The organism is Streptomyces sp. NPDC027672, from assembly GCF_055566335.1.
Genome location: NZ_JBVHSO010000003.1, coordinates 186,762 through 205,552, shown reverse-complemented (window position 1 = coordinate 205,552; position 18,791 = coordinate 186,762). Strand labels below are relative to the sequence as shown.

Sequence of the window (18,791 nt, the reverse complement as noted above, 5' to 3'; positions counted from 1 at the left end):
GGCGAGGCGCCCTCAGAACCCGCTGAGATCCGCCTTCACGAACCCCGCGCCCCGCTGGTCGTTGCAGCTCGTCACGGCCCGGCCGACCGGGTCGGGCCAGGTCTGCGGGGCCTGGAGCGCGACGCTCACCAGCGTCAGCAGCAGGTCGACATCGCTCGCGGCGTCCAGGCGCAGGGTCACCCACGGCGAGCCGGGCACGATCCTGATCGCACCCGAGTGTTTGAGGTCCTTGGCGAACCGCCGGACGGCCCGGTCGGTGAGCAGCAGATCGACATCGCGCTCGGAGTGGATGTGCACGATCTCCCCCAGGACCGAACTCACCGCCTGACCCAGACCGCAGCTCGGCACGGTCTGTCTCAGATCCGGCCAGGTCGCCAGTTGCGCGAACGCGCGCGAGCCCAACGTCATGGGGCCATCATGGCGCGCTCACCCGCCCGCAACCAGCTCGTGAGCAAGCATTAACCGACCCGTATCCGCCTCGCGCTCCGCATCTCGCACACGGATTCCCACCCCGAACAAGCCTGCCCACACGCCTGGTTGACCATCACCGCCGCGGACAGCCGGGGGGAAACCGCAGGTGACCCGCGTACGGGGACCACCGCTCCGGTTCCGCGTCCCGGGACGGCCCGCGTCCGGGTGCGTCCGGCCCGCCGGGTGCGCCCGGCGCGACGGCTCCCGAACGGATGAAGCCTCGGACGCCGGTTCGTCATCAGGACGCCTCCGGGCCGCCGTAGCCGGCCGGCCACGCCCAGCCATCCCGGCCGCGTCCCTTGCCCGCCCTCCGCCCCGCTCGTACGCTGCTTTTGTGCCGAAGCTGAACAAAACCCGGGCGCACCACGTCGTGCCGGAGCGCGGACTGACGGCACTGCGGGTGGCGATCACCGCCTTCTTCGCACTGGACGGTTTCCTCTTCGCGGGCTGGGTCGTCCAGATCCCCGACATCAAGCACCAGACGCACGCCTCCACCGGCGCCCTCGGCCTCGCTCTGCTCGGCGTGTCCGCGGGGGCCGTGTTCACCATGACGCTGACCGGGCGGCTGTGCCGTCGCCACGGCAGTCATCCGGTGACCGTGGTGTGCATGACGGTGCTCGCCCTGAGCGTGGCCCTGCCCCCGCTCACCCGCTCGGCACCGGCGCTGGGGGCGGTCCTGCTGTTGTTCGGGGCGGCCTACGGCGGTGCGAACGTGGCCTTCAACAGCGCGGCCGTCGATCTGATCGCCGCCCTGCGCAAGCCGCTCATGCCCGGTTTCCACGCGGCCTTCAGCCTGGGCGGGATGGTCGGCGCCGGCCTCGGCGGGCTGGCCGCCGGCGTCCTCTCCCCCACCCGCCATCTCCTGTGCCTCACCGTGATCGGGCTGCTGGTCACGGCCATAGCCGGGCGCACGCTGCTGCGGTACGAGCCGCCGGCACCGGCGGAACGCGCCCGGGGGGCGGCAGGACCGGAGGGCGCGAGGGCGGGACGGGGCGGTGCGACGACGGGACCGAACGACGCGACAGCGGGACGGGACGGCACGGCGACGGCGGAACCGGACGACGCGGCAGCGGGACCGGACCGCATGGCGGCGGGGCCGGATGACGCGGCGGCGGTCCGGCGGGGTGAGCGCGGGCTCGTCGTCGGCTTCGGGCTCGTCGCGTTGTGCACGGCCTACGGCGAGGGCGCGCTGGCCGACTGGGGTGCGCTCCACCTCCGGCAGGACCTCGCGGCCCCAGCGGGCACGGCGGCTGCCGGGTACGCGTGTTTCGCGCTCGCGATGACCGTCGGCCGACTGTCGGGGGCGGCGCTGCTGGCCCGGCTCGGCCGGGCCCGGACCGTGATGGCCGGTGGCAGCGTCGCGGCGGCCGGCATGCTCCTCGGGTCGCTCGCGCCCTCCGTCTGGGCGGCGCTGACCGGTTTCGCGGTGACCGGGCTGGGCCTCGCCAATCTCTTCCCGGTCGCCGTGGAGCGGGCGGGCGCGCTCACCGGCCCGTCCGGCGTCGCCGTCGCCTCCACGCTGGGCTACGGCGGCATGCTGCTCGGGCCGCCCGCGATCGGGTTCATGGCCGACTGGTTCTCCCTGCCCGTCGCGCTCACCAGCGTGGCCGCGCTGGCGGCGACGGCCGCCGTCCTGGGCTTTTCCACGCGCCGGGGTCTCGGCTGAACCAGCGTGATCGCGCGCACCGGTACCGGACCGGCTGGGGTTCGCGCGGCCGTCGTTCCAGCGGAACGAGTAGGGTCGCCTGACAGCTCGTACAGGACAAGAGCAAGAACAAGGACAAGGACAAGGGGGTGGCCGGCCATGACCATGTCTCGGCCCGGCGTCTCGGCTGACCTCGATTCCTCCCTCGGGGTCGCCGACTTCATCGAGATCCTCGACCGTGAGGGCCGGTCGCTGGCGGCGGCGGCCGCCGCCGCGGGACCCGACGCCCAGGTGCCGGTGTGCCCGGGGTGGCAGGTGCGCGACCTGGTGCGGCACGTGGGCCTCGTGCACCGGTGGGCCACCGCTCTCGTCGCCGAACGCGCCGACGCCCGCAGGCCGTTCGGCGATCCGCCGGCGCTGGACGGCGACGAGCTGGTCGACTGGTACCGGGACGGCCATCGCCGGCTGGTGGACACCCTGGCCGCCGCCCCGGCCGACCTGGAGTGCTGGACCTTCCTGCCCGCGCCCAGCCCGTCACCGCTGGCTTTCTGGGCCCGCCGGCAGGCGCACGAGACGACCGTGCACCGCTACGACGCCGAACTGGCGCGCGGCGGCGCACCGTCACCCATCGCGCCGGACTTCGCGGTGGACGGCATCGACGAACTGCTGCGCGGCTTCCACGCCCGCTCCCGCAGCCGGCTGCGCAGCGACGAGCCGCGCGTGCTCAGGGTGCGGGCGGTGGACACCGGGACGGGTACGGACGCCGTGTGGACCATGCGGCTCACGGCCGAGCCGGCGGTGACCGTGCGCGCGGCGGAGGGCGACGCCGAGGCCGAACTGTCGGGCCCCGCCGACCAGTTGTACCTGGCGCTGTGGAACCGGAGGGACTTCCCGCGGGTGAGCGGTGACCCGTCGCTCGTGGCTCTGTGGCAGGAGCGGGCCGGGGTCTGAGGTCCGGTCAGCGGGCGTCGGCCAGCATCCGGGCCAGCACCGCGCGCTGTACGGGCCGTACCTCACCGTGCAGCGCGCGGCCCTTCGCCGTGAGGGACACGCGCACTCCGCGCCGGTCCTCCGGACACATGCCCCGCTCGACGAGGCCGTCCTTCTCCAGGCGGCCGATGAGCCGGGACAGCGCGCTCTGACTGAGGTGGACCCGGTCGGAGATCTCCTGTACGCGGTAGACGCAGCCGTTGTCGGAAGCCGGGCCGGCGGCCAGCAGGTCGAGCACTTCGAAGTCGCTCGCGCACAGGCCGTGTGCGTGCAGCACCCGGTCCAGTTCGCACTGCGTGCGGGCGTGCAGCGCCAGGATCTCCCGCCACTGCTCCACGAGCCCCTGCTCGGCCTTCGTCGCCGCCATAGCGGCACGGTAGCAGAGAACCCCGTTCATTGCATCGTAATTTAATGCGTTTGCATAGGCTTGCCCCGCTGGTCCGGCCTGATCCCGCCTGGTCGGCCTTGCCTCGCCGGGCGCCTCGCTGCGAGGCTGACGGCATGGATACGCACGGGGGCCGCCGTACCGGGGCGGAGCGGGACGCGATGACGGTCGAGATCGGGTACGCGCTGGTCAGCGCCGGATTCGCGGCGGCGGTGCTGTTCGGCGCGGTGGCCGGGCCCGCGCTGCTGTTCGATCTGCCCGCCCTGCCGGCCACGATCCTGCTCCGGGTGGGCGCGGTGGCCGCGGCGGTCGTGTTCGCGGCCCGGGTGGTGAGCGTCCTGATGCGCTTCCAGCGGCCGGTCCAGCCCGGCCCACCGGGTCGCGCCGGCCGCGAGCGGTAGGGCGGGCACGGCCAGTAAAACGGTTACCGCCGGTAGGGCGGTACGGCCAGTAGGACGGTACGGCCGATAGGGCGCCGGTCCCGGAAGCCCGAGCGCACCCTCGTCGGCCCGCCCGCCGGCCCGCGCGGGCCGGCGGTAAGCGGGCCGGTCATCGGTCGGGCGGGCGGTGTCCTCAACCGACGAGGTCGGATCCCCGGCCGTCAGGAGCCGACGGGGTCCTCCGCCGACGCGGCCGGTGCCGCCGACTCGGCCGGTGCGGTCTGCCCGCGGTCCCGGTCCAGTGCGGTCAGGGCGCGCTGGGCGATCGGGTGGGAGCGGACGAGTTCGCCGAGCGAGGTCGAGCCCTGCGTGATGTCCCGGAACGCGCGCCAGGCCGGGCGGAAGCCGGTGAGCGCCGCGTGGAAGAGGCCCGGGCGCCGCTCGAACACGGACAGCAGCCGCTTGCCGACGCTCATCTCGACGCCGAGCCCGGCCTTGACCGCGAACGCGTAGTTCAGGGCCTGGCGCCGGGTGTCCACGGCATCGTGCGCCTCGGCGATGCGCACCGCCCACTCGCCCGCCAGCCGGCCCGACCGCAGCGCGAAGGAGATACCCTCGCGGGTCCACGGCTCCAGCAGACCGGCCGCGTCCCCGCAGACCAGCACCCGGCCCCGGGACAGCGGCGAGTCGTCGGCGCGGCAGCGGGTCAGATGCCCGGAGGAGATGGCCGGCTCGAAGCCGGCGAGACCGAGCCGGGCGATGAAGTCCTCCAGGTACCGCTTGGTGGCGGCGCCTTCGCCGCGCGCGGAGATCACGCCGACGGTCAGCGTGTCGCCCTTCGGGAACACCCAGCCGTAACTGCCCGGCAGCGGGCCCCAGTCGATCAGGACGCGGCCTTTCCAGTCCTCGGCGACGGTCTCCGGCACCGGGATCTCCGCCTCCAGACCGAGGTCGACCTGGTCCAGCTTCACGCCGACGTGGGCCCCTATCCGGCTGGCGCTGCCGTCGGCGCCGACCACCGCACGGGCCAGCACCGTCTCCCCGCCCTGCAGCACGACGGCGACCGTGCGGCGGTCCGGCACCGCCGAGCCGTGCTGCTCGACCCGCTGGACCGTGACGCCCGTCCGCAGCTCGGCGCCCGCCTTCTGGGCGTGCTCGACGAGCTGCTGGTCGAACTCGGGGCGGTTGACCAGCCCGAAGAGCATCTGCCGGGAGCGGCGGGTGCGCGAGAAGCGGCCGTTGTGGGAGAAGGTGACGGCGTGCACGCGGTCACGGAAGGGCAGTTCGAAGCCGGGCGGCAGCGCGTCGCGCGAGGGGCCGATGAGGCCGCCGCCGCACGTCTTGTACCGGGGCAACTCGGCTTTCTCCAGCAACAGCACGCGCCGTCCCGCGACCGCCGCCGCGTAGGCGGCCGAGGCGCCCGCCGGGCCCGCGCCCACCACGACGACGTCCCACACCCGCTGCACGTCGTCCGCCGAAGAATTGTCGCCGCTCACGATGGTCTACCGCTCCGATCAAGCCGCTGCCAAGTGTCCTGTCGCATCCTACGGCGACCGTCCGCGCAGGTCGCTGTGGGAGGATCGGTGTACTCACCCCCGTACGACGTCGCACCCACGAGGAGCGTGCCCATGCCGTCGAATCCGGTCGCCGAGACCGTCGCCTCGCTGCTGCCCCGGGCCAAGGCGGAACTGGCCGAACTGGTCGCCTTCAAGTCGGTGGCGGACTTCACCCAGTTCCCGAAGAGCGAGAGCGAGGCCGCCGCGAACTGGGTCGCCGACGCGCTGCGCGCCGAGGGATTCACGGACGTGGCGCTGCTGGACACCCCGGACGGCACGCAGTCCGTGTACGGCCATCTGCCGGGCCCCGAGGATGCGAAAACGGTTCTCCTCTACGCGCACTACGACGTGCAGCCGCCGCTGGACGAGGCCGGCTGGGACACTCCGCCGTTCGAGCTGACCGAGCGCGACGGCCGCTGGTACGGCCGCGGGACCGCCGACTGCAAGGGCGGCTTCCTCATGCACCTGCTCGCCCTGCGCGCCCTGAAGGCGAACGGCGGGGTGCCGGTGCACGTGAAGGTGATCGTCGAGGGCTCGGAGGAGCAGGGCACGGGCGGTCTGGAGCGGTACGCCGAGCAGCACCCCGAGCTGCTGGCGGCGGACACCATCGTCATCGGCGACGCGGGCAACTTCCGGGTCGGGCTGCCGACGGTCACCACCGCGCTGCGCGGCATGACGCTGCTCCGGGTGCGGGTCGACACCCTGGCCGGCAATCTGCACTCGGGCCAGTTCGGCGGGGCCGCCCCGGACGCGCTGGCCGCGCTGATACGGGTGCTGGACTCGCTGCGCGCCGAGGACGGCTCGACCACGGTGGACGGGCTGGACGCCACCGCGACCTGGAAGGGCCTGGAGTACGCCGAGGAGCAGTTCCGCAGGGACGCCAAGGTGCTGGACGGCGTCGGGCTGATCGGTGACGGCTCGGTCGCCGACCGGCTGTGGGCCCGCCCGGCCGTCACCGTCCTCGGCATCGACTGCCCGCCGGTCGTCGGTGCCACCGCGTCGGTGCAGTCGAGCGCCCGCGCCCTGGTCAGCCTGCGGGTGCCGCCGGGCACGGACGCGGCGGAGGCCACCAAGCTGCTCCAGGCGCACATCGAGGCGCACGCCCCGTGGGGCGCCCGGGTGAGCACCGAGCAGATCGGGCAGGGCCAGGCGTTCCGCGCCGACACCTCCAGCCCCGCCTACCAGGCGATGGCGGACGCGATGGCGGTGGCCTACCCGGGCGAGACCATGAGCTACGCCGGCCAGGGCGGCTCCATCCCGCTGTGCAACACCCTCGCCGGGCTGTACCCGCAGGCGGAGATCCTGCTGATCGGGCTGAGCGAGCCGGAGGCGCAGATCCACGCGGTCAACGAGAGCGTCTCGCCCGAGGAACTGGAGCGGCTGTCCGTCGCCGAAGCGCTGTTCCTGCGCAACTACGCGGCGGGCTGAGCCCTCCCGCCCACGACGGCCCCCGGGCGCATGCCAGGAGGCGGCCTGCTTCGGGCAGGCCGCCCCGGTTCCGGGACGCGCGGCCGCGGCTTCGACCGGCCCCGTGGAGGAGCAAGGCCCTCGCCGGCGGCCCGTGGACCGACCTCGTACACCCGTGGACCGACCTCGTACAGGAGAAGGGCCCCCGGCCGGCGATCCCTGGGCGCCCGGCGGCCCCTGGGCCGGGTCAGCCGACCGGTACGCCGGCCTCCAGGTAGAGGGCGCTGCCCCGCTCCCGGGCGCGCAGGGCCCAGCGCAGCCGCTCGTAGCGGACCGGGGGCAGCATCGTGGCGGCCTCCTCCTCCGTGGCGAACCGCCAGGCGCGCAGCTCCGGGCCGGGCAGCAGCACCCGGGACGCCTCGCCGGGTGCGAGCCGGCCGCCGTCGAACAGCAGCCGCAGCCCGCCGAAGCCGGGCGGGACGGGCCGCTCCCAGTCGACGACCAGCAGCCGGGGCACCTCGCGCAGGTGTATCCCGGTCTCCTCGGCGACCTCGCGCATCCCGGCGCGGGCCGGTGGCTCGCCCCGCTCCACCACGCCGCCGGGGAACTCCCAGCCGGGCTTGTAGGTGGGGTCGACGAGCAGCACCCGGTCGTCTTCGTCGAAGAGGAGCACCCCGGCGGCGAGCGTCTCGCCGGTCGGCTCGGGCGTCTGCACGATGTCGCAGGCGGGTACGGCGCCGCTGCCGACGGCCTCGGCGATGCGGACCGCGGTCTGGTACGGCGTGAGACCGCTGGTGTCGAGCAGGTGCGCGTCGGCGGTGAGCCAGGCGGCGAGGGCCGCGCGGTAGGGCTCGATGTGGCCGTCACCCCACTGTCGCGTCCGCAGCTCGCCGTCCGGCGCGTCGGACGACACCTTGCGTCCGGCTATTCGCTCTCGCAGGATCGTTTCGGCCGGGGCGAGCAGCAGATGGTGCACAGGAATCCGGCGGGCGGCGAGGCCGCCGAAGATCTCGTCGCGGTACTCCTGGCGGAGCAGGGTCATCGGCACCACGAGGGTGCCGCCCAGTTCGGCGAGCATCGCGGCGGCGGTGTCGACCACGAGCCGGCGCCAGATCGGCAGGTCCTGGAAGTCGGCGACCTCGGCGAACCGCTTGGGCGGCAGCAGGTGCGTGAGCGCCCCGCCGATGACCTCGGGGTCGAAGAGCGCGCTGTTCGGGATCAGTTCGATCAGTTCACCCGCGGTGGTGGTCTTCCCCGCACCGAACGCGCCGTTGATCCAGACGACGGTCACGGACTCCCCCTCTTCTGTTGGCCCCCTGAGGCTTGCCCGCTCCACCCTGCCACGGAAACCCCCCGCCGTTGAGGGCGCCTGTCCGCGCGCACACGGGTGTGCCGACGCCCCCTGCGGCGGGGACGCCGGCACACGGGCCGTACGACGGCGGGGTCAGTCCTGTCCGAGCGGGCTCTCGTCGACGGACAGGCTTCCCTGGCTGACGAGATGACCGGCCGTCTGCACGGTGTCCGGTACGTCGAGGTCATCGAGGGCCCCGCCGTCCGCCGCGTGGGACGGGGTGACGGCGGCCACGACGAATCCGGCGGCGAGGGTGGCGAGGGCGAGCATGCTGCGCTTCTTCATGCGCTGACCAACTGCGCGGACGGGCCGGGGGTCACGCGCGACACGGCACCCGCCCGGGGCCGGCGGCGCGGATCCGCCGGCCCGGCGCCCGGCCGGGCCGGGTGGGCTGAATGGGCCGGCGGGCTGAATGGGCCGGAACGGCGCGTCCGGACCGGTGAAGCGCACAGATCCGAACGCCGAAGCCATTCCTGACGGCACTCTTCCAACATAGTCCGACAGGTCCTACCGTAAACGCGCACTGATGACGCGTGCATGCCGTCATCTGCCGTTCGCGAGTGGGAGGAACGTCGACGATGCGTCACCCTCACGACCGCACCACCAGCACCGCCCGGACGACCCGCCGCAGACTGGCCGGAGCCCTCACCGCCGGCCTGCTGTGCGCGGCGGGCCTCGCCGCCCCCGCCCTGGCGGCCCCGGCCCGGCCCCCGGCGGCCCCGGCCGCTCCCGCCCCGGCCGACGGCCTGGCCCTCACCCCGCCGATGGGCTTCAACAACTGGAACTCCACGCAGTGCGGGGCCGACTTCGACGAGGACATGGTCAAGGGCATCGCGGACCTCTTCGTGGCGAAGGGCCTGAAGGACGCGGGCTACCAGTACGTCAACCTGGACGACTGCTGGGCCCTGCCGGACCGCGACGCGGACGGCCGTCTGGTGCCCGACCCGGCGCGCTTCCCGGGCGGGATCAAGCCGGTCGCGGACTACGTCCACGCCAAGGGGCTCAAACTCGGCATCTACACCAGCGCCGGCACCAAGACCTGCAGCAACACGGGCTTCCCTGGCGCCCTGGGCCACGAGTACGACGACGCACGGCAGTTCGCCGACTGGGGCGTGGACTACCTGAAGTACGACAACTGCAACAACCAGGGTGTGGACGCCCGGCAGCGCTACCGGACCATGCGGGACGCGCTCCGGGCGACCGGCCGGCCCATCGTCTACAGCATCTGCGAATGGGGCCAGAACAAGCCGTGGGAGTGGGCCGGCGACGTCGGCCAACTGTGGCGCACCACCGGCGACATCAGCGACAACTGGAGCTCGATGCTGTCGATCCTGAAGCAGAACCTCCCGCTCGCGCCGTACGCCGGTCCCGGCCACTGGAACGACCCCGACATGCTGGAAATCGGCAACGGCGGCATGACGGACACCGAGTACCGCTCGCACTTCTCGCTCTGGTCGGTCATGGCCGCACCGCTGCTCATCGGCACGGATTTGCGCACGGCGTCCCCGGCGACCTACGACATCCTGGGCAACAAGGAGGTCATCGCCGTAGACCAGGACCCGCTCGGCAAGCAGGGCACGGTCGTCTCCTCGGGCGGCGGACGCTGGGTCGTCGCCAAGGAGATGAAGGACGGCAGCCGCACGGTGGCCCTGTTCAACGAATCCGGCACCGCCCAGCGGATCGCGACCAGCGCGAGCGCCGTGGGCCTGCCCGGCGCCGGCGGCTACGCGGTGCGGGACCTGTGGCAGCACCGCACCTACAACACCGCCGGTGCCCTCGCCGCGACCGTCCCGGCCCACGGCACGGTCCTGCTGCGCGTCTTCACCGACCCGCACTGGGCCGACCACCCGCCCGCCGTCGCCCTCGGTCTGGACGGCGGCACCTTGCTGCGGGCGGCCACTCCGGCCACGCTGACCAGCACCGTCACCGACCTCGGGCGCACCACCGCGCACCGGGTGTCGGTGACGCTCACCGGCCCCGCCGGCTGGACCGTACGGCCCACCTCGGCGACCTCGGCCGCCGCCCTGCCCACCGGCCGGACGCTGCGCACCGGCTGGCGGGTGACCGCCCCGGCCGGCACCCCGACGGGCTCCTACGGCCTGACCCTGCGCGCGAGTTACCGCTCGCCGTCCGGCACGGCGGTCACCGCCACGCTCCCGCTGACCGCGTCCGTCGTCGTGGCGCCGCCGTCCGGGACGTCGTACCTCGGCGATCTGCCGTGGCTGTCGGCGGTCAACGGCTGGGGGCCGGTGGAGCGGAACGCCAGCAACGGGGAGAGCGGCGCCGGCGACGGCGGCCCGCTGACCATCGGCGGGACGGTGTACGCCAAGGGGCTCGGCACGCACGCGCTCGGCGACATCGCCTTCTACACCGGCGGGGCCTGCGAGAGGGTGACCGCGTCGGTCGGCGTGGACGACGAGAAGGACGCCAAGGGCAGCGTCGCCTTCCGGATCCTGGCGGACGACACGGAGGCCGCGTCGACCGACGTCCTCACCAACGAGATGCCCGCCCAGTCGCTCACCGCGGACATCACCGGCGCCCAGGTGATCCGGCTCGTCGTCACCGACGGCGGGGACGGCGTCGACTCGGACCACGCGGACTGGGCGGACGCCCGGCTGACCTGCTGAACCGGCCCGACCCACGGCCGGACGGCACGGTCCGCTGCGCGTGCTCGGCGCGCGCGAAGGGACCCGGTGCACACGGCCACGCGGGGCTCTCCCGGCGCTCCCACGGGAAGCCCCGCCCTCACCGTCCGCACCGTGGCGCCCGGCCGCTCCCGCCCGCACCACGGTGCAATGTGATCGGAACACCCGCATGCTCGGCACAACGGAACCCACTGCACACGGCCGGGCGGAGGGCTCCCCCGGCGCTTCGCGGGGGGAACCCGCCACCACCGCCCGCGCCGCAGCGTCCGGCCGGACGGCACCGCCTCCTCCCACACGCGGACCGATCCGACGCGACCAGGACACCCGCGTGTCGGCGCGCGGCGGGACCCTCTGGGCACGGCCGCGCGGGACTCCCCGGGACTCCGCCACGGAACCCGCCACCACCGCCCACGCCGCAGCGCCCGGCCGGACGGCACCGCCTCCTCCCGCACGCGGACCGATCCGACGCGACCAGGACACCCGCGTGCTCGGCACGGCGGAACCTGCCGCACACGGCCGGCCAGGGCTCCCCGGGACTCCGCCGCGGAACCCGCCACCACGGCCCGCGCCGCAGCGCCCGGCCGAACGGCACCGCCCGCTCCCGCAGCGGCCCGATCCGACGCGATCAGAACACCCGCGAGCTCGGCGCGCGGCGGGACCCGCTGCGCACGGTTGGCCCACACTCCCGGCGCCGCAACGGCAAGCCCCGCCCTCCCCGCCCACGCCGTGGGTCCCGGGGGCCGGCCGGTGACCGCACCCCGGTCCCGCACCCGACGCCCCGCCGGACCACGGCACGGCACCAGGGCACCCGTGCCCGCCGGACCACGGCGCGGCGCGCCAGCACAGCCGCGCCCGCCAGCCCCGGCCGGCCGGCCGGCGCTAGCGGCTTGCCACCGGTTCGGCCGGGCTGCGGGTCAGTGCTGCCGCGGCGGCGCCGACCAGGCCCGCGTCGGTGCCGGTCCGTGCGGGGACGACGGTGAGCCGCCGGACGAAGGACAGGGCCGCGTAGCCGGCGAGGGCCTTGCGCAGCGGGGTGAACAGGATCTCGCCGGCCTTGCCGACCCCGCCGCCGATCACCGCGATGTCGATCTCCACCAGGGTCGCGGTGGCCGCGATACCGGCCGCCAGCGCCTGCGCGGCCCGTTCGAAGGAGGCCACGGCGACCGGGTCGCCCGCGCGGGCGGCGGCGGCCACCGCGGCGGCCGAGGTGTCGCCGTCGGGGCCGGGACGCCAGCCCCGCTCCCGGGCCCGGCGGGCGATGTTGGGCCCGCTGGCGAGGCGCTCCACACAGCCGCGCGAGCCGCACGGGCAGGGGTCGCCGTCGAGGTCGACGCTGATGTGGCCGATGTGTCCGGCGTTGCCTGTGGGTCCGGTGTGCAGCCGGCCGCCGAGCACCAGACCGCCGCCGACGCCCGTGGAGACCACCATGCACAGCGCGTTGTCGTGGCCGCGCGCGGCGCCCTGCCAGTGCTCGGCCGCCGTGATCGCGACCCCGTCGCCGATCAGCTCGACCGGCAGGCCCCCGGTGACCGCCCGCACCCGGTCGACCAGCGGGAAGTCCCGCCAGCCCGGCACGTTCACCGGGCTCACAGTGCCCGCCGAGGCGTCCACCGGGCCGGCGCTGCCGATGCCGACCGCGCCGGCGCGTCCCCACAGGGGCGACCCGGCGAGGTCGCCGAGCACCTCCTCGACGGCCCGCATGACCGTTTCGCCGTCCTGCCGGGCGGGCGTCGGACGCTGGGCGCGGGCCAGGATCCGTCCGTCGCCGTCCACCAGCGCGCCGGCGATCTTGGTGCCCCCGATGTCCAGGGCCGCCACGAGGTCGGTGTGCATCACGTCAGATCTCCCCGTCGAAAGGCTTGAGAACCACACAGCGTCAGGCCGGTCAAGCGGTGGGGGCGCAGGCCGGAGAAGCGCGGTGGACAGTCTCTCCCGCATCTGACAACGTTGTCCAGGCTCTATGCTCGACGCCACATCCTCATACAAGCGCACGGATCCCGCACCTTCCGTGGGCGAGCCAGCCCGTCGGTCCCGCACCTTCCGTGGGCGAGACGGACGAGAGACAGGACAGCGCATCGTGCCCGAGACCACCCGCCGCGCAGACCGCCTTTCCGGCAACCGGTACGGCAACCGCCCGACGATGAAGGACGTGGCGGCGCGCGCCGGTGTCGGTCTGAAGACGGTCTCCCGGGTGGTCAACGGCGAGCCCGGGGTCACCCCGGACACCGAGCGCCGGGTGCAGGAGGCGATCGACGCGCTCGGCTTCCGCCGCAACGACAGCGCACGGGTGCTGCGCAAGGGCCGGACCGCGAGCATCGGACTGGTCTTGGAGGATCTCGCCGACCCGTTCTACGGCCCGCTCAGCCGCGCCGTCGAGGAGGTGGCCCGTGCCCACGGCGCCCTGTTGATCAACGGCTCCAGCGCCGAGGACCCCGAGCGCGAGCGGGAACTGGCGCTGGCGCTGTGCGCGCGGCGGGTGGACGGCCTGGTGGTGATCCCGGCCGGTGACGACCACCGGTATCTGGAGCCGGAGATCCGGGCCGGGGTGGCGACCGTGTTCGTGGACCGCCCGGCCGGCCGGATCGACGCCGACGTGGTCCTGTCCGACAACTTCGGCGGCGCCCGCGACGGCGTCGCCCATCTCCTCGCGCACGGCCACCGCCGGATCGGGTTCATCGGCGACATGCCGCGGATCCACACGGCCGCGGAGCGGCTGCGCGGCTACCGGGCGGCCATGGAGGACGCCGGCATCACCGTCGAGCCGCGCTGGATGTCGCTCGGTGTGACGAACCCGGAGCGGGTGCGCCGGGCGACCGAGGAGATGCTGTCCGGGCCCGATCCCGTGACGGCGGTCTTCGCCGGCAACAACCGGGTGACGGTCACCGTCGTCCGGGTCCTGGCCGAGCAGTCCCGCCGGATCGCGTTCGTCGGCTTCGACGACATCGAGCTGGCCGATCTGCTCCAGCCGGGCGTCACGGTCGTCGCCCAGGACGCGGCGGCCCTCGGCCGTACCGCGGCCGAGCGCCTCTTCCGCCAGCTCGACGGCACCCTCCTCGCCCCGGAGCGCATCGAGCTCCCCACCCGCCTGATCACCCGCGGCTCGGGAGAACTGCCCCCGGCGCACTGAGCGGCCAGGCGGCCGGAGACGAAGGAGCCGCCGGGGCCCGCCCGCCTCACCTCACGGATGAGCCCCGGCCGGCGGTCACTGCGCGGAGGCCGTCAGGTCGCCGCGGCGGGGGGAGGCGAAGGCTTCCAGGTCGGCCCGGGTCAGGCCGCTGAGGCGGGCCACCTCGGCGACGTCCAGCGCGCCGCAGTCCAGGCCGCGCAGCAGATAGCCGCTGAGTGCCTTGGCAGTGGCGGGCTCGTCCATGACGTCGCCGCCGGCGCGGTTGGCGTACCGGGCGAGGCGGCCCGCGGCCTGCTCGAAGCCCTCGCGGTAGAAGGCGAAGACGGCCGCGTAGCGGGTGGGGATGTGGCCGGGGTGCATGTCCCAGCCCTGGTAGTAGGCGCGGGCGAGGGCGCGGCGGGTGAGGCCGTAGTGCAGCCGCCAGGCGTCGTGGACCTTCGCGGTGGGGCCGACGGGCAGGACGTTCGTGGAGCCGTCCGAGACGCGGACGCCCGTGCCGGCCGCCGCGACCTGCATGATCGCCTTGGCGTGGTCGGCGGCCGGGTGGTCGCTGGCCTGGTAGGCGGCGGAGACGCCGAGGCAGGCGCTGTAGTCGAAGGTGCCGTAGTGCAGCCCGGTGGCGCGGCCCTGGGCGGCCTGGATCATGCGGGCGACCGTGGCGGTGCCGTCGGTGGCGAGGATGGACTGGCTGGTCTCGATCTGGATCTCGAATCCCAGGCGGCCGGCGTCCAGGCCGTGCGCCTTCTCGAAGGCCTCCAGCAGCCGGACGAAGGCGCCGACCTGCTCGGCGTAGGTCACCTTGGGCAGGGTGAGGACCAGGCCCTCGGGCAGGCCGCCGGACTCCATGAGCGTGGTGAGGAAGACGTCGAGGGTGCGGATGCCCCGGTCGCGTACGGGGGCCTCCATGCACTTCATGCGGATGCCCATGTACGGCGCCGCCGTGCCGTCGGCGTACGCCCGCGCGATCAGCCGGGCGGCGCGGGCGGCCGTCTCGTCCTCCTCCGCGTCGGGCCGGGGGCCGTAGCCGTCCTCGAAGTCGACGCGCAGGTCCTCGACGGGCTCGCGCTCCAGCTTGGCGCGGACGCGGGAGTAGACCGGTTCGGCCAGTTCCTCCGAGAGTCCGAGCACGGCCGCGAAGGAGGCGGCGTCCGGGGCGTGCGCGTCGAGCAGCGCGAGCGCCTGGTCGCCCCAGGAGCGGATGGTGTCGGCGGCGAAGGCGTCCCCGGGCACGTACACGGTGTGGACGGGCTGCCGGGTTCCCGGGTCCCCGGGGTAGCGGCGCTCCAGCTCCGCGTCGACCGAGGCGAGAGAAGCGCTGATCTCCTCGCTGACGGCGCCCGCGAGGCTCGTCGCCACGTTCTCCTGCTGACCCATCCCACACCCTCCAACTTTCCGCTTTATGGAATCAACAATCCGTATGGCGAAGTTATCGGGCAACTTCCCGCTGGTCAACAGCGGAAGGAAGACACGGCGGGACCGGCTCGGCATCCGCGTACCCCCGCAGCGGGCGCGGCACCCGGGACGACACGAGGCCCCCGGGACCGGCAGCGCGGTCCCGGGGGCCTCGTACGGCTACGACGCGGCTCAGCCCTTGCGGGTCTTGATCTCCTCGGTGAGCTGCGGCACGACGTCGAACAGGTCGCCGACCACGCCGAAGTCGACCAGCTCGAAGATCGGGGCCTCCGCGTCCTTGTTGACGGCCACGATCGTCTTCGAGGTCTGCATGCCGGCCCGGTGCTGGATCGCGCCCGAGATGCCGTTGGCGATGTACAGCTGCGGCGAGACGGACTTGCCAGTCTGGCCGACCTGGTTGGTGTGCGGGTACCAGCCCGCGTCCACCGCGGCGCGGGAGGCGCCGACGGCCGCGCCGAGGGAGTCGGCGAGCGCCTCGATGACCGCGAAGTTCTCCGCGCCGTTCACACCGCGGCCGCCGGAGACCACGATCGCGGCCTCGGTCAGCTCCGGGCGGCCCGTCGACTCACGCGGCGTACGGCCGGTGACCTTGGTGCCGGTCGCCTGGTCCGAGAAGGACACCGACAGGGACTCCACCGCGCCGGCGGCCGGGGCGGCCTCCACGGCCGCGCTGTTCGGCTTGACCGTGATGACCGGCGTGCCCTTGACGACGCGGGACTTGGTGGTGAAGGAGGCGGCGAACACCGACTGGGTGGCCACCGGGCCCTCCTCGCCGGCCTCCAGGTCGACGGCGTCGGTGATGATGCCGGAGCCGAGGCGCAGCGCGAGGCGGGCGGCGATCTCCTTGCCGTCGGCGGAGGACGGCACCAGCACGGCGGCCGGGGAAACGGCCTCGACGGCGGCCTGGAGGGCGTCCACCTTCGGCACGACCAGGTAGTCGGCGTACTCGGACGCCTCGTGGGTCAGCACACGGGTCGCACCGTGCTCGGCGAGGGTGCTCGCGGTGTCGGCGGCGCCGTTGCCCAGGGCCACGGCGACGGGCTCGCCGATACGGCGGGCCAGGGTCAGCAGCTCCAGCGTGGGCTTGCGGACGGCACCGTCCACGTGATCGACGTAGACGAGGACTTCAGCCATGGGATTGCTCTCCTGCGTAACGAAGTTGAGGGGCGGTCAGCGGGGGCCGGGCCTAGATGAACTTCTGGCCCGCGAGGAACTCAGCGAGCTGCTTGCCGCCCTCGCCCTCGTCCTTGACGATGGTGCCGGCCGTGCGCGCCGGGCGCTCGGTCACGGACTCGACCTTGGTGAAGGCGCCGTCCAGGCCGACTTCCTCGGCCTCGATGTCCAGGTCGGACAGGTCCCAGGACTCCACCGGCTTCTTCTTGGCCGCCATGATGCCCTTGAAGGACGGGTAGCGGGCCTCGCCGGACTGATCGGTCACGGAGACGACGGCCGGGAGCTGCGCCTCGAGCTGCTCGGAGGCGGCGTCGCCGTCACGGCGGCCCTTGATCACGCCGTCCTCGACGGAGACCTCGGACAGCAGGGTGACCTGCGGGACGCCCAGACGCTCGGCGACCAGCGCGGGCACGACGCCCATGGTGCCGTCGGTGGAGGCCATGCCGGAGACGACCAGGTCGAAGCCGGCCTTCTCGATCGCCTTGGCCAGCACCAGGGAGGTGCCGATGGCGTCGGTGCCGTGCAGGTCGTCGTCCTCGACGTGGATCGCCTTGTCGGCACCCATGGACAGGGCCTTGCGGAGCGCGTCCTTGGCGTCCTCGGGGCCGACCGTCAGCACGGTGACCTCGGCGTCGTCCGCGTTCTCCGCGATCTGCAGCGCCTGCTCGACCGCGTACTCGTCCAGTTCGGAGAGCAGACCGTCCACGTCGTCGCGGTCGACGGTCAGGTCATCGGCGAAGTGCCGGTCGCCAGTGGCGTCGGGCACGTACTTCACAGTGACAACGATCCTCAAGCTCACGCCGGCTCTCCTACTGCATCGTCTGTTCGGGCTGCCTCTTGCAGGCAGCATAGGCGCCTGAAGCGGCCGATCCCGGTCGGGGCGTCCGCGCGCTCCGAACGAGATATTACTCGTCAGTACACCCAGTTCCTGCCCGCTAAGCAAGCGCTTTGAACTGTGACCTTCGCAACGCAGCGTAACCGGAACCCGACGGTCTCGCAGGGGGCGGCGGGGTGATCAATCCCGCAGGCCGCCGAAGCGGCCCTGGTGGTAGAGGAGCGGGCGGCCGGCGCCCGAGGGATCGCCGAGGACGACCTCGGCGAGCACGATCCGGTGGTCGCCGGCGGGGACCCGGCCGACGATCCGGCACACCAGCCAGGCGAGCACGTCGCCCAGCACCGGCACGCCCTCCGGGCCCTCCCGCCAGGCGGTGGGCGCGCCGAAGCGGTCGGCGCCGCTGCGCGCGAAGGTGGCGGCCAGCTCGCTCTGGTGCTCGCCGAGTATGTGCACGCCGACGTGGTCGGCCTCGGCGATGGCGGGCCAGCTGGAGGCGCCCGTGCCGATGCCGAAGGAGACCATCGGCGGCTCCGCGGAGACGGAGGTGAGGGAGGTGGCGGTGAAGCCGACCGGTCCGCGGGCGCCGCGCGCGGTGATCACCGCGACACCGGCGGCATGCCGGCGGAAGGTGGAGCGCAGCAGGTCCGGGGAGGCGAGCTGAGGGGTGCCGAGGTCGGGCGTGGCCGTCATGGAATCGTCCTTCTGCCGGAGGTCACGAGCGGGATCGCGGGTGCTCAACGGACGGGACAGCGCGCGCTCGCGGTGCGGGCGAGGTCGATGTGCACCCGCCCGTAGAGAAGGAGTTCTGTCGGCATACGGTCAGGTTGACGAGAGGTGAGCCGTGCAGTCAAGCGGGGTCCGCGGTCCGCGAGCGGGCGCACCGTCCGCTGAGGCACGCTCAGACGGCCTGTCCCAGGGCCGCGATGACGTCGGCCCTGCGGGGCTGTCCGGTGGCGCGCCGCACCACGCGTCCGCCGGCGTCCAGGACCAGGACGGTGGGCGTCGCGCGGATCTCCAGCGCGCGCACGAGGTCCAGGTGGGCCTCCGCGTCGATCTCGACGTGGGTCACGCCCGGGACCATCCCGGCGACTTCGCGCAGCACCCGCCGGGTGGCCCGGCAGGGCGCGCAGAAGGCGCTGGAGAACTGAACCAGCGTGGCGCGCCGCCCTGGTTCCACGCCGAGTTCGGCCGCCCCGAGCCGCTTGCCGTCGTCGCGCCCGCACACCCGCACTCTCCCGTTCCGCCGCCGCTGCGGCTCAGTACGGCGGGCACCCGCGCGGGCGCGCCACCGGTCCGGTCTCCCTCAGCACCAGCAGTCGCGGGGCCGCGAAGATTCCCGCCCGCGGCGAAGAGGGAAGAAAAGAAGGGAAAAGAAGGGAAGGGGAGGGAGGGGAAGGGGAGGGAGCCGGGGCG

Annotated in this window: 17 protein-coding genes; 6 read left to right on the top strand and 11 right to left on the bottom strand. The window is 73.9% G+C overall.

The genetic code is table 11. From position 1 onward, the window contains the following. Positions 1-12: 12 nt before the first annotated feature. Entirely contained in the window at positions 13-408 is a 396-nt protein-coding gene (locus tag ACZ4SV_RS09220) for a luciferase domain-containing protein (protein WP_365878458.1), read from the bottom strand. A gap of 433 nt (positions 409-841) precedes the next feature. Here ACZ4SV_RS09220 and ACZ4SV_RS09215 point away from each other — a divergent pair, with 433 nt between their 5' ends. Then, positions 842-2,137, top strand: coding sequence for an MFS transporter (locus tag ACZ4SV_RS09215; RefSeq protein WP_468003380.1), 1,296 nt, complete (start codon positions 842-844; stop codon positions 2,135-2,137). 144 nt (positions 2,138-2,281) lie between these two features. Beyond that, a complete protein-coding gene (locus ACZ4SV_RS09210; protein WP_468003378.1) occupies positions 2,282-3,067 on the top strand; it encodes a maleylpyruvate isomerase family mycothiol-dependent enzyme in 786 nt (261 codons plus the stop codon). 7 nt (positions 3,068-3,074) lie between these two features. On the opposite strand, the gene ACZ4SV_RS09205 is transcribed toward ACZ4SV_RS09210, so the two are convergent. Beyond that, entirely contained in the window at positions 3,075-3,473 is a 399-nt protein-coding gene (locus ACZ4SV_RS09205; RefSeq protein WP_468002771.1) for a MarR family winged helix-turn-helix transcriptional regulator, read from the bottom strand. Positions 3,474-3,607: 134 nt separating this feature from the next. Between ACZ4SV_RS09205 and ACZ4SV_RS09200 the strand changes: the two genes are divergently transcribed. Beyond that, entirely contained in the window at positions 3,608-3,892 is a 285-nt protein-coding gene (locus tag ACZ4SV_RS09200) for a DUF6332 family protein (protein WP_468002769.1), read from the top strand. Positions 3,893-4,092: 200 nt separating this feature from the next. Here the strand turns inward: ACZ4SV_RS09200 and ACZ4SV_RS09195 are convergent, their stop codons facing one another. After that, the gene (locus ACZ4SV_RS09195) at positions 4,093-5,367 is read right to left on the bottom strand and encodes a geranylgeranyl reductase family protein (protein WP_468002767.1); all 1,275 of its coding nucleotides are present in this window, start codon (positions 5,365-5,367) and stop codon (positions 4,093-4,095) included. 132 nt (positions 5,368-5,499) lie between these two features. Between ACZ4SV_RS09195 and ACZ4SV_RS09190 the strand changes: the two genes are divergently transcribed. After that, positions 5,500-6,855, top strand: a complete 1,356-nt coding sequence (locus ACZ4SV_RS09190; RefSeq protein ID WP_468002765.1) for a M20/M25/M40 family metallo-hydrolase — start codon at positions 5,500-5,502, stop codon at positions 6,853-6,855. A gap of 226 nt (positions 6,856-7,081) precedes the next feature. Here ACZ4SV_RS09190 and ACZ4SV_RS09185 read toward each other — a convergent pair whose 3' ends face one another. Both ACZ4SV_RS09185 and ACZ4SV_RS09180 read right to left on the bottom strand, forming a co-directional pair. Next, positions 7,082-8,125: an NUDIX hydrolase gene (locus ACZ4SV_RS09185; RefSeq protein WP_365878468.1), complete on the bottom strand. Its 1,044-nt coding sequence runs from the start codon at positions 8,123-8,125 to the stop codon at positions 7,082-7,084. 153 nt (positions 8,126-8,278) lie between these two features. After that, a complete protein-coding gene (locus ACZ4SV_RS09180; RefSeq protein WP_468002763.1) occupies positions 8,279-8,470 on the bottom strand; it encodes a hypothetical protein in 192 nt (63 codons plus the stop codon). A 293-nt stretch (positions 8,471-8,763) separates the two neighbouring features. On the opposite strand from ACZ4SV_RS09180, the gene ACZ4SV_RS09175 reads away from it, so the two are divergent. After that, positions 8,764-10,812, top strand: a complete 2,049-nt coding sequence (locus tag ACZ4SV_RS09175) for an NPCBM/NEW2 domain-containing protein (protein WP_468002761.1) — start codon at positions 8,764-8,766, stop codon at positions 10,810-10,812. An 897-nt stretch (positions 10,813-11,709) separates the two neighbouring features. Here the strand turns inward: ACZ4SV_RS09175 and ACZ4SV_RS09170 are convergent. Next, a complete protein-coding gene (locus ACZ4SV_RS09170; RefSeq protein WP_468003376.1) occupies positions 11,710-12,663 on the bottom strand; it encodes an ROK family protein in 954 nt (317 codons plus the stop codon). A 244-nt stretch (positions 12,664-12,907) separates the two neighbouring features. Between ACZ4SV_RS09170 and ACZ4SV_RS09165 the strand changes: the two genes are divergently transcribed. After that, complete coding sequence (locus tag ACZ4SV_RS09165; RefSeq protein WP_468002758.1) at positions 12,908-13,957, top strand: LacI family DNA-binding transcriptional regulator; 1,050 nt, start codon at positions 12,908-12,910, stop codon at positions 13,955-13,957. Between the two features lie 75 nt (positions 13,958-14,032). Here ACZ4SV_RS09165 and ACZ4SV_RS09160 read toward each other — a convergent pair whose 3' ends face one another. The 5 genes from ACZ4SV_RS09160 to ACZ4SV_RS09140 all read right to left on the bottom strand — a co-directional run bounded on the left by ACZ4SV_RS09160 (position 14,033) and on the right by ACZ4SV_RS09140 (position 18,609). After that, positions 14,033-15,331 carry a DUF6986 family protein gene (locus ACZ4SV_RS09160; RefSeq protein WP_397939413.1) on the bottom strand — a complete coding sequence of 433 codons (1,299 nt, stop codon included), beginning with the start codon at positions 15,329-15,331 and terminating at the stop codon, positions 14,033-14,035. 210 nt (positions 15,332-15,541) lie between these two features. Further along, positions 15,542-16,504, bottom strand: a complete 963-nt coding sequence (locus tag ACZ4SV_RS09155) for an electron transfer flavoprotein subunit alpha/FixB family protein (protein WP_468002756.1) — start codon at positions 16,502-16,504, stop codon at positions 15,542-15,544. Between the two features lie 52 nt (positions 16,505-16,556). Continuing rightward, positions 16,557-17,342 carry an electron transfer flavoprotein subunit beta/FixA family protein gene (locus tag ACZ4SV_RS09150; protein ID WP_468002754.1) on the bottom strand — a complete coding sequence of 262 codons (786 nt, stop codon included), beginning with the start codon at positions 17,340-17,342 and terminating at the stop codon, positions 16,557-16,559. A 216-nt stretch (positions 17,343-17,558) separates the two neighbouring features. Further along, on the bottom strand, positions 17,559-18,068 hold the full coding sequence (locus ACZ4SV_RS09145) for a flavin reductase family protein (RefSeq protein ID WP_365879443.1): 510 nt from the start codon (positions 18,066-18,068) through the stop codon (positions 17,559-17,561). 208 nt (positions 18,069-18,276) lie between these two features. Beyond that, complete coding sequence (locus ACZ4SV_RS09140; RefSeq protein WP_365879441.1) at positions 18,277-18,609, bottom strand: thioredoxin family protein; 333 nt, start codon at positions 18,607-18,609, stop codon at positions 18,277-18,279. Positions 18,610-18,791: the final 182 nt, after the last annotated feature.